Raw genomic sequence first — 19,835 nt, 5'->3', positions numbered from 1 at the left:
ATTATTTGACTGGAACCGTGGCGAAAACACTGCTCGCCTCTCGCACGATCGAGACATGGGCGTAAGCCGCCTGTCCTGCGGCGGCGCCATCTGCCTGCAGAATGGCCGTAACGATCTTGTCATGTTCCGCGAAGGATTGCGCAAGTCTCCCGGCGATACGGAACTGCGCGCGGCGGAAAGGCGCAAGGCGTGCACGGGTCTGGGTGACGAGTTCGGTGATATGGTCGCTGTGGGCGCCGTAATAGAGCCGGCTATGAAACTCGGTGTTGTGAGCCTCGTATTCCTCCTCGGCACCGCGATGCACGAGACGGGCAGATGCAAGATGCTCTGCCTCCAGAAGCTTTCGCTCTTCCAGTGTCATGCGCTCGGCGCAAAGACGCGCGCAGATACCTTCAAGTTCCGCCATCGCCTCGAACATCGAGGTCAGATGTTTTTGCGTAACGTTGGTGACCACGGCACTCTTGTTCGGCTGTCGATCCACAAGGCCCATGGCGCACAACTGGCTAAGCGCCTCGCGAACCGGCGTGCGCGACACTTCGAAGCGGTTGGCAAGCGAGATTTCGTCCAGCCGGTCGCCCGGTTGCATGGCGCCGGTGACGATGAGATCCGCAATCGCCCGAACCATCTGCTCGACGGTGGTGCCGGAACGCACGATTTCTCTCTTTCGAACTGATTTCACGACGGCATGTTATCCAACCAATCACAGTGCATACAGATGCAACGAACATCCATGGATGTCAAATATCATACAAGCTATTATAAAAATTGCGTTTTTCCTGGAATTTTCGGCAGAGACCTCCAAACCGACGATAATTCGCTATCCGTATCCACGGAAATGCGTAAATTTTAGACAATGGCGAATTTATAGCTTATTTTTCCTGAAAACTGCATACAGTTTATCCACGTCTATCAAAACAGCTTATCAAAACCTTTACAAAACAGCTTCTTATAAATTGGCATGCACATTGCATACAGTTTCTTGTGACCTTTTGTGAACCCGGCATGAGCCGCGAGGAGACTGATCATGACCCCGATGACCCGCCGCAGTTTTCTTCAGACAACCGTCGCCGGCACTGCCGCCCTCGGTCTATCCAACTCCCTCTTCTATCGCTCGGCATCGGCGCAAACGGCGCTGACCGTCGGCTTCATCTATGTCGGCCCCAAGGACGACTACGGCTACAACCAGGCCCATGCCGAAGGCGCCGCGGTTATCAAAGCATTGCCGGGCGTCACCATTATTGAAGAGGAAAACGTGCCGGAAACCGTGGATGTCCAGAAGACAATGGAATCCATGATCAACCTCGATGGCGCGGGCCTGATCTTCCCGACCTCCTTCGGCTATTTCGACCCTCATATGCTGGCGATGGCCGAGAAGTACCCGGACGTTCAGTTCCGCCATTGCGGCGGCCTCTGGCAGGAGGGCAAGAACCCCGCCAACACCGGCTCCTATTTCGGCTATATCGGTCAGGGCCAGTACCTGAATGGCATCAATGCCGGCTATGCGACCAAGAGCAAGAAGATCGGCTTCGTCGCCGCCAAACCGATCCCGCAGGTGCTGCAGAACATCAACTCCTTCCTGCTCGGCGCCCGCTCCGTCGATCCGACGATCACCTGCCAGGTGATCTTCACCGGCGAATGGTCGCTGGCCGTCAAGGAAGCCGAAGCCACCAACGCGCTGATCGACCAGGGCGCCGACGTCATCACCTGCCATGTCGATAGCCCGAAGGTGGTGGTCGAAACCGCTGCCGGCCGTGGTGCCTTTATCTGCGGCTACCACGCCAACCAGAGCCCGCTTGCGCCTGAAAAATATCTCACGGGCGCCGAATGGGCCTGGGGCAATGTCTACACCGACTTCATCAAGAAGGCGCAGGCCGGCGAACCGCTCGGCAACTTCGTCCGGGGCGGCCTGAAGGATGGCTTCGTCAAGATGAGCCCGCTCGGGCCGGGCGTTTCAGAAGAAGCCCGCAAGAAATTCGATGCGACGCTCGCCGAAATCAAGACCGGCACGTTCTCGGTCTTTAAAGGACCGCTCAAGGACAACAAGGGCGCTGATGTCGTGACGGCAGGGCAGGCCTTCGCCGAAGATGCGATCGAGCTCGAGAGCATGGCCTATCTCGTCGAGGGTGTCGTCGGCTCGACATCCTGATCGGAAGGAAGAGCGCCATGACGATCCAAGCCAATCTGTCGAGCGAGCCTGTGCTTTCGACACGCAACCCCTCCGCCGTGCTGGAATGGCTGGCACGACAGGCGGAGCCGGTGGTCATCTCGCTGGGGGCGATCCTGGCGGGGCTGGCGCTCTTTTCCATCTTCATCGTGCTGGTCGGCAAATCGCCTATCGACCTCTTCAAGCTGATGTACACAGGCGGCTTCGGCAGCTGGTTCTCGATCCAGAACAGTCTTAGCCGTGCCGCTCCCCTACTTCTCACAGGGCTTTGCGTCGCGCTTCCGGCGCGGCTTGGTCTCGTCATCATCGGTGGCGAGGGGGCCGTGGTGCTTGGCGGTGTTGCCGCCGCTGCGGCGGCCCTTCCGCTCATTGGCGTTCTGCCACCGGCCATCGTGCTCGTTATCATGGCCGTCGCCGGCATGATCATGGGTGGCATCTGGATCGGCCTCGCCGGCCTGCTGCGCCACTATCGCGGCGTCAACGAAACCATCTCCTCGCTGCTGCTCGCTTATATCGCCATCGCCCTCATGAACCACGTCATCGAAGGCGTGCTGCGTGATCCCGCCAGCCTCAACAAACCTTCGACCACACCGCTGCCGGCGGACTATATGCTCGGCAATATCCCCGGCATGGACGTCAACTGGGGGCTGGCGATCGGTGTCGTCGCCTGCATCGTCTCCTGGATCATCATCGAGACGACCAGCGTCGGCTTTGCCGCCCGTATCGCTGGCGGCAATGTGCGGGCAGCGCAGATTCAGGGCCTGCCCGTTGGCCAGCTTATTGTCGGCTTCACGGCGCTTGCCGGCACTTTTGCCGGTCTCGCGGGCATGGTGGAAGTTGCCGCCGTACAGGGCAGCGCCAATGCCTCGCTTGCCGCGGGATACGGCTATACCGGCATCCTCGTCGCCTTCCTCGCCCGGCATAACCCGCTCGCCATCATCCCCGTCGCCATCCTGCTCGGCGGCATCGATGCCTCGGGCGGACTGATCCAGCGGCGTCTTGGCCTGCCGGATGCGACTGTGCTCGTGCTGCAGGGCACGCTCTTCATCGTCATCCTGTTCTGCGAAACGCTCTACGGTCGCTTCAAGATGTTCAACCCCGATCTCTGGAAAAGGAGCGCGTGATGGAAGACGGCATCGGCATCTGGGGCGTTCCGCTCGCCATCCTGGCAGGCGCGATCCGCGTTTCCACCCCCTTCATCTTCGTCAGCCTCGGGGAGGCGATCACCGAGCGCTCCGGCCGCATCAATCTGGGGCTTGAGGGCACGCTCGTCTTCGGCGCCATGACGGCCTATGCCGTCGCGGTCATGAGCGGATCGCCCTACATAGGCGTGCTCGCGGCCATGGCGACCGGTGCGATCTTCGGGCTCGTGCACGGCTTCATCTGCAAGTTCCCCAAGGTCAACGATATCGCCATCGGCATCGCCATGATGCAGTTCGGCCTCGGGCTTGCCTTCTTTCTCGGCAAACCTTTCATCCAGCCGGTCGCGCCGCGTCTACCCTCGATTTCGCTCGGCGGCTGGTCGGATCTTCCGCAGGTGCAATCGGCACTGACAATCAATGTGCTGTTCATCGTCGGCGGGCTTCTGGCGCTGGCTTTGTGGTGGGCCTTCCGCAACACCCGCATCGGCCTCATCCTGCGCGTCGTTGGCGACAGCTCCGATGCGGCCCGCGCCATGGGCCTGAACCCCGATACGGTGCGGCTTCTGGCAACCGCTGCGGGCGGCGCGCTGGCCGCCATCGGCGGGGCCTATCTCTCGCTCTATTATCCCGGCTCCTGGAACGAAGGCATTTCCTCCGGTCAGGGCCTGATGGCGGTGGCGCTGGTGATCTTCGCCCGCTGGAACCCGATCGGCTGCTTCCTCGCCGCCCTTCTCTTCGGCGGAGCCGGTGCACTTGGCCCGGCGCTTCAGTCCGTGGGTGTGACACAGGGCTACTACCTCTTCTACGCGGCCCCCTACGTGCTGACGCTTGCCATCCTCATCGCGACATCCTCGCCGACCCGTGCGCTTGTCGGCGCACCCGGCGCCCTGTCGATCACGAAATGACATCTGACGGGAGGCGACACCGCCTCCGGTCGTCCCCTTAACAGGAGTTCACAACGATGGACGCGCAGGCAACCGCCACCGGGCAATACGTCAAGGCCGATCCCTATCCCTGGCCCTATAATGGCGCTCTGCGCCCTGATAATACCGCCCTGATCATCATCGACATGCAGACCGATTTCTGCGGTCCCGGCGGCTATGTCGATCATATGGGCTACGATCTCTCGCTGGTGCGTGCACCCATCGAGCCGATCAAGGCCGTACTCGCCGCCATGCGGGCCAAGGGCTATCACATCATCCACACCCGCGAGGGCCATAGGCCGGATCTCGGCGACCTGCCTGCCAACAAGCGCTGGCGTTCGCAGCGTATCGGCGCCGGCATCGGCGATGTCGGCCCGTGCGGCCGCATTCTCGTGCGCGGTGAGCCCGGCTGGGACATCATCGAGGAGCTTTACCCGATCGAGGGCGAGACGATCATCGACAAGCCGGGCAAGGGCTCGTTCTGCGCCACGGATCTGGAGCTGATCCTCAATCAGAAGCGCATCGAAAACATCATCCTCACCGGCATCACAACGGACGTCTGCGTGCACACCACCATGCGCGAGGCCAACGACCGGGGCTTTGAATGCCTGATCCTCGGCGATTGCTGCGGCGCGACTGATTACGGCAACCACCTCGCCGCGCTGAAGATGGTGACGATGCAGGGCGGCGTATTCGGCTCCGTTTCCAATTCGAAAGACCTGATTGCCGCACTTCCTTGATTTCATCCGTTTGCCGCCCATCGACGTGAAAAGGAAAACACCATGATTCAGGTTCGCGACACGCCGCTTCCGGAGGCCGGCAAGGCCGTCGGCATCCAGACCATCGGCATGACCATGCGCTTCGGCAGTTTTACCGCGCTCGACAATGTTTCGATCAACGTGCCCGCCGGCACGTTCCATGCGCTGCTCGGCGAAAACGGGGCCGGCAAGTCGACGCTGGTCAAGTGCATCATGGGTTTCTACCACCAGACATCCGGCTCGCTGTCCGTCGATGGCCGCGAGGTCGTCGTGCAATCGCCGAAAGATGCGGCGACCTATGGGCTCGGCATGGTATACCAGCACTTCACGCTGGTTCCATCGCTGACCGGCGCCGAAAACCTCGTCATCAACCGCGCCCATGTGCCGGCCGTCATCAACTGGGCAAAGGAGCGGCGCGAGCTTGCCACCTTCATGGAAAAAATGCCCTTCCAGATCCCGCTCGACCGGCCGGTGCAGGAACTGGCGGCCGGCGAGAAGCAGAAGCTGGAGATCATCAAGCAGCTTTATCTCGGCCGCAGCTTCATCGTCCTCGACGAGCCAACCTCCGTGCTGACACCGGCGGAAGCCGACGAGATGCTGGGGCTGGTGCGCGGCATGACTGAGCGCGGCGAACTGACCGTGCTGATGATCAGCCACAAGTTCCACGAGGTCACCAAATTCGCCGATGCCGTCACTGTACTCCGGCGCGGCAAGATGGCGGGCAGCGGCCTCGTCAGCGAACTTTCGACCAAGGACATGGCCGCGATGATGATCGGCGACGTCAAGCTGCCGGAGCTTGATACCCGCCTACCCGTCGCCGCAGATGCCCGGCCGATCCTGATGGTCAACGGCATCAAGGCCCCGGATCGCACCGGCCTGAAATCGATCGATATCGGCAACCTCACCGTCCATGCCGGCGAGATCGTCGGCATCGCCGGCATTTCCGGTAATGGCCAGAAGGAATTGGCCGAGGTGCTGGCCGGCCAGCGGCCACCAGAGGCGGGCAGCATCTCTATCAAGGGCACGCGCTATGGTGCGACCCGCCAGGAAAGCCGCATCAACAACGTGCGTTTCATTCCGGAAGAGCCGCTCAGCAACGCCTGCGCGCCCAAAATGACGGTGACGGAAAACCTCGCCTTCCGCACCTTCGACGTGAAGCCGGCCGGCGGCAACGCCGTCTGGCTCGACATGAAGCGTATGCGCCAGCGCGCCGCCTCGCTGATCTCCGATTTCAAGGTGAAGACGGCATCCCATTCCTCGCCGATTGCCGCCCTTTCCGGCGGCAACGTGCAGCGCGCGGTACTTGCCCGTGAGCTGACCGGCGATGTCGATCTGCTGATCGTCTCCAACCCCTGTTTCGGCCTCGATTTCTCCGCGGTCGCGGAGATCCGCGCCCGTATCATGAAGGCGCGCAATGCCGGAACGGCGGTGCTGCTGCTTTCGGAGGACCTCGACGAACTCTTGGAAATGTCGGACCGCATCATGGTCATGTCGGAAGGCAAGCTGGTTTATGAAACGCCGGCGATTTCAGCGGATATATCCGTGATCGGCGCGCATATGGCGGGGCATCACTGATGGTGGAGATTAAGGCAGAACCCTTTTCCTTTCCGCTCAAGCGCGACGCCATCGCCCTTGTCGTCATCGACATGCAGCGCGATTTCGCCGAGCCCGGCGGCTTTGGCGCGAGCTTGGGCAATGACGTCAGCCGCATCACCAAAATCATCCCAGACGTAAAGCGGCTGATCGAGGGTTTTCGCAGCGCCGGCCTACCGGTGATCCACACCATGGAATGCCATCGCCCCGATCTCTCCGACCTGCCGCCGGCAAAACGCAACCGCGGCAATCCCACCCTAAAGATTGGCGACGAGGGGCCGATGGGCCGGGTGCTGATTGCAGGTGAACCGGGAACACAGATCCTTGCCGAGCTTGCGCCTGTCGATGGCGAAATCGTCATTGAGAAGCCCGGCAAGGGCGCCTTCTATGCGACCCCGCTCGGCGATATCCTCAGGGAGCGCGGCATCGAACAGCTCGTCTTCTCCGGTGTGACCACCGAAGTCTGCGTGCAGACCACCATGCGCGAGGCCAATGACCGCGGCTATGAATGCCTGCTCGCCGAAGAGGCGACGGAGAGCTACTTTCCTGAATTCAAGACGGCCGCGATCAGCATGATCAAGGCGCAGGGCGCGATCGTCGGCTGGGTCGGCTCGGTCGATGATATCATCGAGGGGATTGCCTGATGCCGGAAACGACACGCGAAAGCCTGGCCACCGGAGGCTGGAAGGAGCTGGAATTCGGCCCCTTCCGCGAAGGCGTCACCATTCACTGGATTCAGCCGTTCGAAAACGACCAGCCCGGCGTCGCCCTTCTGAAATACGAGGCCGGGGCCACCGTACCGCGCCACCGCCATATGGGGTTAGAGACCATCATGGTGCTTCAGGGTACCCAGTCGGACGAGGCCGGCGATTACGGCCCAGGCTGTCTTGTGATCAACCGCAAGGATAGCGAACACTCGGTCTGGAGCGATACGGGATGCGTGGTGCTGATCCAGTGGGATCAGCCGGTGAAGATACTGCAAGAGGAATTCGCATGAGCAACACTCAGGCTTTCGACATCGGCTCCCTGCACGCCGGCTATGCAGCCGGATGGCCGGTTTCGGAGATGATCGATCTCGTTTTTGCCCGCCTCGAAGAGGCTGCCGATCCCGGCATTTTCATCGAAGTCGCCGACCGTGCAGCCCTTCTGGAAGCAGCATCGGCGCTTGGTCCCTTTGATGCAGTGGCCAAGCCGCTCTGGGGCATTCCCTTTGCCGTGAAGGATAATATCGATGTCGCGGGCCTGCCGACCACAGCCGCCTGCCCGGACTATGCCTATCTGCCGCGGCAAGACGCGACCGTCGTGCGGCTCTTGAAAGACGCCGGCGCCATCGTTATCGGCAAGACCAATCTCGACCAGTTCGCCACCGGCCTCGTCGGCGTGCGAAGCCCCTACCCGATCCCCCGCAACGCCATCGACCCTGAACTCGTACCCGGCGGCTCCAGCTCCGGCTCCGCCGTCGCGACGGCACGCGGCATCGTCAGCTTCGCGCTTGGAACGGACACCGCCGGCTCCGGCCGCATCCCCGCTGGGCTCAATAACATCGTCGGCTTGAAGCCAAGCGTCGGCGCGCTTTCGACCACGGGCGTCGTGCCTGCCTGCCGCACGCTCGATTGCGTGTCGATCTTTGCGCTGACGGTGGAGGATGCCTGGAGCGTCTTTGAGATTGCCGCGAAACCGGACGCGGACGATCCCTATTCCCGTGATGTGGGCCGCTCACCAGCAAGTACGCCACCCGCGCTGACAATTGGTGTGCCGGCTAAAGATGATCGGCAATTCTTTGGCGATAACGCCATGGAAAGCGCCTATGAAAAAGCGATCGCAACCCTCTCCGCGCTTGGACATCGCATCGTCGAAGTCCCCTTCGATGATTTCTATGCAACGGCGCGATTGCTGTATGAGGGCGCCTGGGTGGCGGAGCGTTATGCCGCGATCAAGGATTTCTTCGATCAGCACCCGCAATCGCTACACCCCGTTACCCGGCAGATTTATGGTGCCGCGAAATCGCTCACGGCTGCAGATGCCTTTAGCGGCTTCTACGCCTTGCAGGCACTGAAACGCAAAGTCGCGCCGATCATCGCATCGGTCGATCTCTTCTGCGTTCCGACCGCGCCACGCCATTTCACCGTTGCGGAACTCGAGGCCGAACCGATCCGCGAAAACTCTAGGCTCGGCACCTATACGAACTTCGTCAACCTGCTCGACATGTGCGGCATTGCCGTCCCGACCGGAAAGCGGGAAGACGGTTTGCCCGCGAGCGTCACGCTGCTTGCACCTTTCGGGAAGGATGCGCTTGTTGCGGGGCTTGCCCAAACCCTTCACCGGGAGAGCGGCGTCACCCTCGGCGCCACGGGCTTGCCTTTGCCCCCGCTGAAGCCGGATACTTCACCCGCGTCCGAAGAGGGCATGATCGATCTCGTTGTCGTCGGCGCCCATCTTTCCGGCCTGCCGCTGAATCATCAACTGCAAGCTCTCAAGGCCCGCTTTCTGCGCGCCGCGCAGACGGCGCCGGACTACAAGCTCTTCGCCCTGCCCGGCACCGTTCCGCCAAAACCGGGCATGCTGCGGGTCGATGGCTCCGAAGGGGCCAGCATCGACGTTGAGGTCTGGCAGCTGACGCCCGAAGCCTTCGGCACCTTCGTCGCCGCCATCCCCGCGCCCTTGGGGATTGGGACCATTTCTCTGGCGGACGGCAGTCAATGCAAGGGTTTTCTCGTCGAATCCGTGGCGCTGACCGGCGCCGCCGACATCACCGCCTATGGCGGTTGGCGGCACTATCTAAAATCGGCTTGAAATTGATTAAAGGCCCCGTCTGCGATGCAAACGAGGCCTTCAAAAAATCGAACTTTAGGGTGGCGAAGAACGACCTTACTCGTCGCCCATCTTGAGCGCCGCGATGAACGCTTCCTGCGGGATTTCCACCTTGCCGAACTGGCGCATGCGCTTCTTGCCGGCCTTCTGCTTGTCCAACAATTTGCGTTTACGTGTGGCGTCGCCGCCGTAGCACTTGGCGGTGACGTCCTTGCGCAGCGCCGAGATAGTTTCGCGGGCGATCACGTTGCCGCCGATCGCAGCCTGGATCGGGATCTTGAACATGTGCTTCGGGATCAGCTCCTTGAGCTTCTCGCACATGTCGCGACCGCGCTTTTCAGCCGCCATGCGGTGCACCATCATCGACAAGGCATCGACCGGCTCGCCGTTGACGAGGATCGACATCTTTACCAGATGGCCTTCCTGATGGTTGGTGATCTGGTAGTCGAAGGAGGCATAGCCCTTGGAGATAGACTTCAGACGATCATAGAAATCGAAGACAACTTCGTTGAGCGGCAGGTCGTAGGTCAGCATCGCACGGGTGCCGACGTAGGTGAGTTCAACCTGAATACCGCGCCGGTCCTGGCAGAGCTTGAGGATGCCGCCGAGATAATCGTCCGGGGTCAGGATCGTCGCGCGGATCCACGGCTCGTGGATTTCCTTGATCTTGACGACGTCGGGCATGTCGGCCGGATTGTGCAGTTCGCGCATCGTCCCGTCGGTCATGTAGAGCTGATAGACGACGGACGGTGCGGTTGCGATCAGATCGAGATCGAACTCACGCTCGAGACGCTCCTGGATGATTTCCAGATGGAGAAGCCCGAGGAAGCCGCAGCGGAAGCCGAAGCCAAGGGCCGCCGAGCTTTCCATCTCGAACGAGAACGAGGCGTCGTTGAGACGAAGCTTGCCCATGGCGGCGCGCAAATCTTCGAAATCGGCAGCATCGACCGGGAAAAGACCGCAGAAAACAACCGGCTGCGCCGGCTTGAAGCCTGGCAACGCCTTTGCCGTCGGGCGCTTGTCTTCGGTGATGGTATCGCCGACGCGGGTATCGGCCACTTCCTTGATCGAGGCGGTGATGAAGCCGATCTCGCCGGGGCCGAGTTCATCGACCGTGACCATCTTCGGCGTGATGACGCCGACGCGCTCGATCTGATATTTCGCATCCGTGCCCATCATGCGCACGGTCATGCCGCGCTTCAGGCGGCCGTCCAGGATGCGGACAAGAACCATGACGCCGAGATAGGTGTCGTACCAGCTGTCGACCAGCAACGCCTTCAGCGGTGCATCTTCGCCGCCTTCGCTCTTCGGCGCCGGCAGCTGATGCACGATGGCTTCCAGAACGTCCGGAATGCCGAGGCCGGTCTTGGCCGAGATCAGAACGGCTTGCGAAGCGTCGATGCCGATAACTTCCTCGATCTGCTCCTTGATGCGCTCCGGCTCGGCGGCCGGAAGGTCGATCTTGTTGAGGACCGTGACCAGCTCGTGGTTGTTGTCGATCGCCTGATAGACGTTGGCGAGCGTCTGGGCTTCGACGCCCTGGCTCGCATCGACGACCAGCAGCGAGCCTTCGCAGGCCGACAGCGACCGCGAAACTTCATAGGCGAAGTCGACGTGGCCGGGCGTGTCGATCAGGTTCAGCACATAGGTTTCGCCATTGTTGGCCTTGTAGTGCAAGCGCACCGTCTGGGCCTTGATGGTGATGCCGCGCTCTTTCTCGATATCCATGTTGTCGAGAACCTGCTCCGACATCTCGCGAGCGGCAAGGCCGCCGGTGGTCTGGATCAGGCGGTCGGCAAGCGTCGATTTGCCGTGGTCGATATGGGCCACGATCGAGAAGTTGCGGATGTGCGACAGGGGCGTCTTTGAAGGTGTTGTGCTCATGGGCCGCATATAGCAGTGCTCCGATGCGCCGCAAAGCGGGAAATGAACGGATTATTGACTATATTCCAGGCTTCGCCACGCCTTCGCTGCCCTCGACCAGAGCCTCCGCATTGGGCATCTGCGCGGTCTTGAGCTCGAAGCCTTCGCGAAGATGCGTGGGCACAGTCTCGCGATTGCGCAAGCGCACGGCCACGAAAGCCGCATACGCAATGGCAACGCCTAGCACCGCGTAAATGAAGGTCTGCGGCCCAAAGATCGGCGTCAGAACGGTAATCGCCAACGGAACGACGGTTGCCGAACTCGACCAGCAGAGAAGCATGGTGGAGGCAAGCGGCACGAAATCCGCGGGCGCAGTGCGATCGTTGGCATGCGCGTTGGCGAGCGAATAGACGGCCTCGACTGCACCGGCCCATATGGCAAAGACCAGCATCAGCAGGAGAAGCTGAGAGAAGGGAATGAAAAACGCGGTCATCGCCGCAGCCGCAATCAGCAGGCAAGTGATGATCAGCACGATGCGACGGTCGATCCGGTCGGACAGCGCGCCGAGCGGATACTGGATGAAGACGAGGCCGAATTGCATGACGAACATCAGCAGCGCCACGTCCTGCTGGCTGACCGCGTTAGTGGCCGCATAGATCGGTGTAAATCCTTGTACCGCCATGGAAAGCCCGCCGGCGGCGAGAACGCCGACGAACGCGACCGGTGAGTTGCGCCAAGCCATTGGAATATCGACACTCACCTTGGCCGGCGGCGGCGGGTTGGGCAAACGCGTCAGGCCGATCGGAAGAATGGCGATGGCTGTGAAGAAGATCGTCATCAACGGCGGCAGGTTTCCATCAGCCGGCAGTTGGCCGAATATCCAGGCGCCCACGCCGAGGCAAATGACATAGGTCATGTAGAAGGCGGACATCGCCCTTCCGCGCCAGCTGTTGGCGCTGGCATGGTTGATCCAGCTCTGGGCGACGATAAAATTCGTGTTGCCTGACATGCCGTAGAGTGCACGTGCCGCGACCCAGAGCAGCGGATTGACGCCAAGCGCAATCAGGAACGCCGATAGGATGACGAAAGCCATGGAGCAGGCAAAGGCGCGCGCATGCCCCACCCGGCGAATGACGGGCCCCGCGAGAAAGCATCCCGCAAAACCGCCAAAAGCGAGCGCGGTTACGGCAGCGCCCGTGACCCATGAGGGCGCATCCTCGCGCGAGAGGACAAATGGCACATAAGCGAGCATGAGACCATTGCCGACGGCAACGCAGGCCATCGAAACCACGATGCTGGCGATGGAAAGAAAGGAAACGCGCGGTTCCTCAAGCTCACCCGCTATTGCCATGACACCTTCCCTCGATCCGCAAGCACAATCTAACATATTGGCGCGGGATGGTTTTTCCGCCCGAATACCATTCACATCGTAAAGGCGCTCCTGTCGCTCCGCTATCGTCAAAGCGGCATGACGAAAATAAATACCATGGCGCCGAACACGCTTGACTCCATTATCGGAAACTATAATTCTCCTATAATGGATATTTCACGCGACCAGCTTGAGGCCGATATCGGCGAGCGGATACGCTTGCTCCGCCAACAACGCGGATTGACCCTTGACGAGCTCGCAATCCGTTCAGGGGTCAGCCGCGCGATGATCTCGAAGGTGGAGCGTGCGGAGGCAAGTCCGACAGCCCAGCTTCTCGCCCGTCTTTGCGCGGCACTGGGCACAACGCTTTCTCGTTTTTTCGCGACTGACGAGCCTACAGCCTCTCCTCTCTCGCGCCGCAGCGACCAGCGGTTATGGCGCGATCCGGACACCGGCTATCTTCGCCGCTCCGTGTCGCCGGAAGGCATCGAATCCCCGGTCGACATCGTTGAGGTGGAGTTTCCACCCGGAGCCCGTATCGTATTCGATCCGCATCAGATCGACAGCGGCACGACGCAACATCTCTGGCTGTTTCGCGGCCGGCTCGACGTAACACACAACAGAAAAACCTATATGCTCGAAGCCGGTGACTGCCTATTCATGGCACTCGGCGACGGCCACATCTTCCACAATCCCTATAACGAAACGGCGCATTACAGCGTCATTCTCCATCGCAGCAAGTGATCCCATGAACCAGATCAGCCTCAACGTTCTCTCCGCGGCCGAAACTGAAGCGGCCTTGCCCGCTCTGTGCGAGATTCTTTCCGACTGCGTCGAAGGCGGCGCCTCCGTCGGCTTCCTGTCCCCCTACCGGCCGGCGGATGCCATGCCCTATTGGGAAACTGTAGCCTCAGCGGTCGCCGCCGGCGATACCGTTCTGGTCGTCGCCCGGCTGAACGACGAAATCCTAGGCACCGTCCAGCTTGGAATAGGCACCATGCCGAACCAGCCCCACCGGGCAGACCTGAAAAAACTTCTGGTGCATCGCCGCGGTCGCGGTCAGGGCCTTGCACGGTTGCTGATGGAACGGGCGGAAATAGAAGCCCGGCACCACAAACGCCATGTCCTGGTGCTCGATACGGCAACGGGGAGCCCGGCGGAAGCGATCTACACCAGGCTCGGATGGCAACGGGTAGGCGTCATCCCTCAATACGCCCTGATGCCGGATGGCAGCTACTGCGGATCGACCTTCTTTTACAAGTCGCTCGGCGCGAGCTGAGCCGCATTCGGAACCAAAAATGGCGCCAAAAGGGTTGATAAGACCGTCTTTCTATTAGGCTTTTTGCATGCTAGCCATTGCTCGTCGGCGGGGGCGCCGATACGAAAAAGGGGAGTGTCAATGTCTATTCTTCGCCGCGCGCAGCTGGGCGCGCTTTCCGCCGCAATCCTCGTTGGGACGATCGCGTCAGCTTTTGCCGCCGATGTCACCTTTCAGATGCGCAACAGCCATCCGAATGCCGTAGAAGTCGAGCTTTACAGCCAGGATCGCGACCATGTTTGGCCGGGCAACAATCAGGTTTACTACCTTGATGATGGCGAAACAAAACAGATCCCGCTCGCCTGCGATGAAGGCGAAAAAATCTGCTATGGCGCCTGGGTATCGGGCGATAAGGCCACGTATTGGGGCACCGGGCCCGAAAATGCCGAAAGCTGCGATGACTGCTGCTACACCTGCCAGGGCGGCAATACTGAAGAAATCGACCTGACCGAATAGTTGCGAAGCTGCGGCGCCGGGGTTCAGCTCCGGCGTTTGCTGTTCCCAAATCTACACAGCTGCTCTTTCAAACAAAACGCGCGGGCAAACGAACCGTCTGGCAAGCATCGTGTCTTCATCTTCCCGCCGCAATCGGTAGTATGAAGCAGGGAAGCACTTTTTGAGGACAGCTGATTCTATGATGAAGAAAACCGCCATCGTGGCCGTCGCGGCCATCTATCTCTCCGGCTGCACGACGACGGACCCCTATACGGGCGAACAGAAAATGTCGAACACGGCGGGCGGCGCGCTGATCGGCGCAGGCCTCGGTGCGGCGACGGGCCTGCTCGTTGGCGGCAGCGCCCGCGGTCGCCGCGACGCTGCCCTCGTCGGTGCCGGCATTGGTGCGCTCGGTGGCGGCCTGATCGGCAATTACATGGACAGTCAGGAATCCGAACTGCGCGCGCAGTTGCAGGGCACGGGCGTTTCCGTGACCCGCGCAGGCGACCGCATCATTCTGAACATGCCATCGAACATCACCTTCGCAACCGATCAGGACCAGGTCGTGCCGGGCTTCTACTCGACGCTTAATTCCGTTGCGATCGTTCTGCGCAAGTTCAACAAGACCCTTATCGATGTGGATGGCCACACGGACTCGACCGGCAATCCCGGCTACAATCAGGGCCTCTCGGAGCGCCGGGCGGCGTCGGTCGCGAATTATCTGGCAAGCCAGGGTGTCGATCAGCGTCGCATGTCGGCGATCGGCTACGGCCAGGATCGCCCGGTTGCATCGAATGCGGACGAAGCCGGACGCGCGCAGAACCGCCGCGTCGAAATCTCGATCGCACCGATCAAGGAAGGCTAAGTCGCCCTCGATCGACGGGATTTATCAAGCCGGCCTTCGCGGCCGGCTTTTTCGTTGTCGATCATCTCTTTCAAACTCTTGAGAGATATTCGGCTCTCAGCTCAAGAAACCCCCGCCATTATACGGTTGTAAATGCAAGGAATTCGTGCGGCAAATCCATGAACCGGTGCTCGCCTCGAAACCCGATCTGAATTGTCTTTCCAAAGTCACGCTTCCGTGATTAGTCTATGAGGACAAGGACATAAACGGGAAGACGTGAGGGCATTTTCGGTTTCTGGGGAGGTTGTAGCATGGCGTTGCAGAGAAACTTTTTCCTCACTTTTGCCTACGGCGCCCTTGTCGCCGTTGCCCTCTTGCCGATTGCCGGCCTTGCCCAGCAGGCTCCGGCGCCTGCCGTTATAATCGCACCCGCCAAGATCATGGATATCCGGCAGAGCGTCGATTTCACGGGGCGTATCGTTGCAATCCAGAAGGTGGACATCCGCGCCCGCGTGTCCGGCTTCCTGGAGAAAATAAACTTTACCGAGGGCCAGAAGGTAACGGCCGGCACCGTGCTTTATGAGGTCGAGGACGGATCTTACGCCGCCGTCGTGCAGCAGAGCGAAGGGGCGCTTGCGGCAGCGCAGGCGCAATATGATCTGGCGGCAATTGAGCGTGATCGACAGAAACAATTGTTTGCCTCCAACACGACGCCACAATCGAAAGTCGATATCGCAGAGGCCCAGCTCAAGAAGGCGGCAGCCGACCTGACGAGCCTCGAAGGCTCCAAGGCCAAGGCTGATCTCGATTTATCCTACACCAAGATAACCGCCCCTTTCGATGGTGTCGTCGGCTTGACGACCGTCGATGACGGGGCTTTGGTTGGTCCCGACAGCGGCGCGCTCGTCACGCTCACGCGACTCAATCCGATCTATGTGGAATTTCCCGTCGCGACAGCCCTTCTGCTTCAATACCGGAAGGATGTGACGGACGGCCGATACAGCGGCGGCGCCAACGTCAACATTACCTTGCCCGGCGGCATGGCCTACCCCGGCAAGGGAACCATCGACTTTATTGCCAGCAACGTGTCCCAGGGGACGGACACGGTGATTGTCAGGGCGCAATTCGACAATCCCGAAACCACCCTGCTTGACGGTACGCTTGTGCGCGTGAACCTCGAACAGGCAGATAAGCAGGAGGTGCTGGCCGTTCCCGAGCAGGCCATCCAGCGAGACCAGCAGGGCGCCTTCGTGATGGTCGTCGGGGCAGACAAGAAGGTCGAACTTCGTCGGGTCGACGTGGCCCGCACGTCGCGCGGGCAGGCCGTGATCTCCACCGGTCTCAAGGAAGGTGAAAACGTGATCACCGACGGGGTGGGCAAGGTCCGCCCTGGCGTCACTGTCGATGCAACTCCTGCCGTTGGCGGCTAAGCCATGATCTCCGAGATTTTCATCGATCGCCCGCGCTTCGCCGCGGTTATCTCCATCGTACTGACCCTTGCCGGCCTGATCGCGCTGACCCGGCTACCGGTCGCCCAGTTTCCGGATATCGTGCCACCGCAGATCAGCGTCACCGCCAGTTATCCCGGTGCCGGCGCCGACGTCGTGGAAGCGACGGTTGCCCAGCCGATCGAAAGCCAGGTCATCGGCGTCGATGACATGCTTTACATGAAATCGACCAGCGGCGCTGACGGCTCCTATAACCTCACCGTCACCTTCGCCGTCGGCACCGACTCGGATATCGCCACCGTCAACGTGCAGAACCGGGTTTCACTCGCCGAGGCACGACTCCCCGCCGAGGTGAAGCAGACCGGCGTCAGCGTCCGCAAGAAATCCTCCGCCCTGATGCAGGTGATTGCGATCTATGGCGAAGGCGAGGAATTCGACAGCCTGTTCCTGTCGAACTACGCCACCATCAACCTGATGGATACGATCAAGCGCATTCCCGGCGTCGGCGATGCCGCGATGTTCGGCGCTGAAGACTATTCGATGCGCATCGTGCTCGACATAGATCGTCTCACCAGCCTCGACATGACGCCATCGGACATCATTGCGGCGCTGAAGGCTCAGAACGTGCAGGCTGCGATCGGTCGCATCGGCGCCCAGCCGATGACCGACGACCCGCTTTTTCAGCTGAATCTACAGACCCAGGGGCGCCTTACCGATCCCCGGCAGTTCGAGGAGGTGGTGCTGAAGGCCCAGCCCGACGGTTCCTATATCCGCATTCGCGATATCGCCGAGGTTGAGCTTGGCGCCGCAAGTTCGGATTCGAGCGCCCGCTTCAACGGCAAGCCCGTCGCCATGATCGGCACCTATCAGGCACCCGGTGCGAACGCTCTTGCGGCAGCGAAAGGTGTTCGCGACACGATGGAACGGCTGTCACAGAGCTTTCCGCCCGGCTTGAAATATGAGGTCAACTACGACACTTCGACGTTCGTCGAGGCAAGCGTCGACAACGTCGTGCATACACTGATCGAGGCTTTTGCTCTCGTCATCCTCGTGGTCTTCCTGTTTCTCGGCAACTGGCGTGCTACCCTCATTCCGCTGGTCGCGGTGCCGGTAGCACTGATCGGCACGTTCGCCGTCATTCTCGCGCTTGGATTTTCCCTCAACACGATCTCGCTGCTGGCACTCGTGCTTGCGATCGGCATCGTCGTCGATGACGCAATCGTTGTGGTGGAAAACATCGAGCGCGTGATGGAGGAAAATCCCGGCATGGAGGCGCCCGAGGCTGCCCGTCTTGCCATGGGAGAAATCACCGGCGCGATCGTCGCGATTACACTCGTACTTCTATCCGTGTTTGTGCCCGTAGCATTCATTCCCGGCCTCAGCGGCCAGTTGTTCCAGCAGTTTGCCGTTGCCGTCTCGGTATCGATGGTGCTTTCCGCCATCAATGCGCTCACGCTCAGCCCGGCGCTCTGCTCGATCCTTCTGAAACCGCATCATGGCAAAAAACGCGGCATTCTCGGCTGGCTTTCGCGCCGGATCGACAATGGGCGCGACGGTTATGTCTATGTCGCCGGTCATATCGCCCGGCGCGCCGCAATCGGCGTGTTGCTGCTCGCCGTTGCGATCGGCGCCAGCGGCTGGCTGTTCCGTATCGTGCCGACGGGCTTCCTGCCGAGCGAGGATCAGGGCGCATTTTTCGTGGAAGTCCGCCTGCCGGAAGGCGCGTCCTTCAATCGTACCCAGGATATCGTGACTGGCGTCGAATCGATGCTGAAGGAGATCGACGGCGTTGCCAACGTCTTCAGCGTCAGCGGGTACAGCTTCCTCGACGGCTTGTCCAAATCCAACAGCGGCTTCGCGCTGGTCACGATGAAGGGTTTCGAGGAGCGTGAAAGCCCCGCGCTTTCGGTGGATGCCGCCATCCGCACGGCCATGATGAGGGGTGCGGCCGTTCGAGGCGCCCAGATCTTCGCTTTCAATCTGCCGCCGATCATGGGGCTCGGCACCGGTTCCGGCTTCGAGTACCAGTTGCTCGACCTGCAGGGTAGGCCTCCGGCGGAACTCGCCGCCACGGCGGGGGGCCTCGTTATTGCCGCCAACCAGAACCCGCTGCTTGGCCCGACCTTCACCACCTATTCCGCAAGCGCGCCCCAGCTCTATCTCGATCTCGATCGAGACCGCCTGCAGGCGCTCGGCGTGTCTGTCAGCGACCTCTTCACCACGCTTCAGGGAACGCTTGGCTCCTATTACATCAACGACTTCAATCTGTTCGGCAGAAGCTGGAAAGTAACCATGCAGGCTGCCGAGGCCGACCGTGCCTCCATTGACGATATCTCTCGCCTGCATGTCCGCAATTCATCCGGCGAGATGGTGCCCGTGGCATCAGTCGCCCAGGTTCGATATATCGTCGGCCCGCAATCGATCGTGCGGTACAACAACTACCGTTCGATCACCCTCAACGGCCAGCCCGCTCCCGGTGTCTCCTCGGGCCAGGCGCTGGCTGCCATGGAGCAGCTTTCCGCGACCACATTGCCCTCGGGCTACAGCTACGAATGGACCGGAACGGCATTGCAGGAACTTGAGGCCGCGGGGCAGACGACGGCGATTCTCGCGCTCGCGGTATTGTTTGCCTATCTGTTCCTTGTCGCCCTTTATGAAAGCTGGACCATTCCCGTGCCGGTTCTGCTGTCGGTCGCCGTCGGCGTTGCCGGCGCCTTGATCGCAATTCTGGTCGCAGGTCTTTCTTTCAACATCTATGCCCAGATCGGTCTGGTGGTGCTGATTGCCCTGGCCTCGAAAAACGCCATCCTGATCGTGGAGTTTGCGAAAGACAGGCGCGAGAAGGGCGCCGGCATTATCGATGCCGCGATCGAAGGCGCGAGAACCCGCTTCCGCGCGGTGATGATGACGAGCTTCGCCTTCATCATCGGCCTCGTGCCGCTGATCATCGCCGAGGGCGCCGGCATGCTGAGCCGCCGCGCCGTCGGCACCGGCGTCGCCGGTGGCATGCTTGCGGCCTCGTTGATCGGTATCTTCCTTATTCCCGCTCTCTACGTGGCCTTCCAGTGGATTCGCGAACGCGGCCACAGCATCACCGGCATTGGAAGAGAAAAGACGGTCCAAACGGACAAGACAGGCACGCACAACCCCGACTGAAGGACGGCTTC

At 60.8% G+C, this 19,835-nt stretch carries 17 protein-coding genes; 14 read left to right on the top strand and 3 right to left on the bottom strand.

Features of this window, described 5'->3' with window-relative positions:
• Position 1: 1 nt before the first annotated feature.
• The gene (locus tag BLX89_RS09710) at positions 2 to 679 is read right to left on the bottom strand and encodes a GntR family transcriptional regulator (protein ID WP_075290557.1); all 678 of its coding nucleotides are present in this window, start codon (positions 677 to 679) and stop codon (positions 2 to 4) included.
• A 345-nt stretch (positions 680 to 1,024) separates the two neighbouring features.
• Here BLX89_RS09710 and BLX89_RS09705 point away from each other — a divergent pair, with 345 nt between their 5' ends.
• Genes BLX89_RS09705 through atzF form a run of 8 tightly spaced genes read left to right on the top strand, consistent with a single transcriptional unit; the run spans position 1,025 to position 9,373 of the window.
• Complete coding sequence (locus tag BLX89_RS09705) at positions 1,025 to 2,146, top strand: BMP family ABC transporter substrate-binding protein (protein ID WP_075290555.1); 1,122 nt, start codon at positions 1,025 to 1,027, stop codon at positions 2,144 to 2,146.
• Positions 2,147 to 2,163: 17 nt separating this feature from the next.
• On the top strand, positions 2,164 to 3,288 hold the full coding sequence (locus BLX89_RS09700; protein ID WP_075290553.1) for an ABC transporter permease: 1,125 nt from the start codon (positions 2,164 to 2,166) through the stop codon (positions 3,286 to 3,288).
• On the top strand, positions 3,285 to 4,211 hold the full coding sequence (locus tag BLX89_RS09695) for an ABC transporter permease (RefSeq protein WP_075290551.1): 927 nt from the start codon (positions 3,285 to 3,287) through the stop codon (positions 4,209 to 4,211). Before BLX89_RS09700 ends, BLX89_RS09695 begins: the two co-directional genes overlap by 4 nt.
• Before the next feature lie 56 nt (positions 4,212 to 4,267).
• Positions 4,268 to 4,969, top strand: coding sequence for a biuret amidohydrolase (gene biuH / locus BLX89_RS09690; RefSeq protein WP_075290549.1), 702 nt, complete (start codon positions 4,268 to 4,270; stop codon positions 4,967 to 4,969).
• Between the two features lie 42 nt (positions 4,970 to 5,011).
• The gene (locus BLX89_RS09685) at positions 5,012 to 6,562 is read left to right on the top strand and encodes an ABC transporter ATP-binding protein (protein WP_075290547.1); all 1,551 of its coding nucleotides are present in this window, start codon (positions 5,012 to 5,014) and stop codon (positions 6,560 to 6,562) included.
• Complete coding sequence (locus BLX89_RS09680) at positions 6,562 to 7,224, top strand: cysteine hydrolase family protein (RefSeq protein WP_075290545.1); 663 nt, start codon at positions 6,562 to 6,564, stop codon at positions 7,222 to 7,224. The genes BLX89_RS09685 and BLX89_RS09680 overlap by 1 nt, the downstream gene beginning before the upstream one ends.
• The gene (locus tag BLX89_RS09675) at positions 7,224 to 7,577 is read left to right on the top strand and encodes a cupin domain-containing protein (protein ID WP_075290543.1); all 354 of its coding nucleotides are present in this window, start codon (positions 7,224 to 7,226) and stop codon (positions 7,575 to 7,577) included. The genes BLX89_RS09680 and BLX89_RS09675 overlap by 1 nt, the downstream gene beginning before the upstream one ends.
• Positions 7,574 to 9,373, top strand: coding sequence for an allophanate hydrolase (gene atzF, locus BLX89_RS09670; protein WP_075290541.1), 1,800 nt, complete (start codon positions 7,574 to 7,576; stop codon positions 9,371 to 9,373). The genes BLX89_RS09675 and atzF overlap by 4 nt, the downstream gene beginning before the upstream one ends.
• A gap of 75 nt (positions 9,374 to 9,448) precedes the next feature.
• On the opposite strand, the gene lepA is transcribed toward atzF, so the two are convergent.
• Together lepA and BLX89_RS09660 are read right to left on the bottom strand one after the other, a co-directional pair.
• The gene (lepA, locus tag BLX89_RS09665; RefSeq protein WP_425348604.1) at positions 9,449 to 11,275 is read right to left on the bottom strand and encodes a translation elongation factor 4; all 1,827 of its coding nucleotides are present in this window, start codon (positions 11,273 to 11,275) and stop codon (positions 9,449 to 9,451) included.
• Between the two features lie 58 nt (positions 11,276 to 11,333).
• Positions 11,334 to 12,605, bottom strand: coding sequence for an MFS transporter (locus BLX89_RS09660; RefSeq protein ID WP_075290537.1), 1,272 nt, complete (start codon positions 12,603 to 12,605; stop codon positions 11,334 to 11,336).
• Between the two features lie 186 nt (positions 12,606 to 12,791).
• On the opposite strand from BLX89_RS09660, the gene BLX89_RS09655 reads away from it, so the two are divergent.
• The 6 genes from BLX89_RS09655 (at position 12,792) to BLX89_RS09630 (ending at position 19,824) form a co-directional block, all read left to right on the top strand.
• Positions 12,792 to 13,367 carry a helix-turn-helix domain-containing protein gene (locus BLX89_RS09655; RefSeq protein ID WP_075290535.1) on the top strand — a complete coding sequence of 192 codons (576 nt, stop codon included), beginning with the start codon at positions 12,792 to 12,794 and terminating at the stop codon, positions 13,365 to 13,367.
• Positions 13,368 to 13,371: 4 nt separating this feature from the next.
• Positions 13,372 to 13,902, top strand: a complete 531-nt coding sequence (locus tag BLX89_RS09650; RefSeq protein WP_075290534.1) for a GNAT family N-acetyltransferase — start codon at positions 13,372 to 13,374, stop codon at positions 13,900 to 13,902.
• Between the two features lie 120 nt (positions 13,903 to 14,022).
• Positions 14,023 to 14,397, top strand: coding sequence for a hypothetical protein (locus BLX89_RS09645; protein ID WP_075290532.1), 375 nt, complete (start codon positions 14,023 to 14,025; stop codon positions 14,395 to 14,397).
• Between the two features lie 178 nt (positions 14,398 to 14,575).
• Positions 14,576 to 15,241, top strand: coding sequence for a YiaD family glycine zipper/OmpA-like lipoprotein (locus tag BLX89_RS09640; protein ID WP_075290530.1), 666 nt, complete (start codon positions 14,576 to 14,578; stop codon positions 15,239 to 15,241).
• Between the two features lie 290 nt (positions 15,242 to 15,531).
• Positions 15,532 to 16,650 carry an efflux RND transporter periplasmic adaptor subunit gene (locus tag BLX89_RS09635; RefSeq protein ID WP_075290528.1) on the top strand — a complete coding sequence of 373 codons (1,119 nt, stop codon included), beginning with the start codon at positions 15,532 to 15,534 and terminating at the stop codon, positions 16,648 to 16,650.
• A 3-nt stretch (positions 16,651 to 16,653) separates the two neighbouring features.
• Positions 16,654 to 19,824, top strand: coding sequence for an efflux RND transporter permease subunit (locus tag BLX89_RS09630; RefSeq protein ID WP_075290526.1), 3,171 nt, complete (start codon positions 16,654 to 16,656; stop codon positions 19,822 to 19,824).
• The last annotated feature ends 11 nt before the right edge of the window (positions 19,825 to 19,835 follow it).

This window comes from Pararhizobium arenae, from assembly GCF_001931685.1.
GTDB classification, from domain to species: domain Bacteria; phylum Pseudomonadota; class Alphaproteobacteria; order Rhizobiales; family Rhizobiaceae; genus Pararhizobium; species Pararhizobium arenae.
The sequence above is the reverse complement of the archived record's forward strand: the minus strand, read 5'-3'. Positions and strand labels throughout refer to the sequence as shown.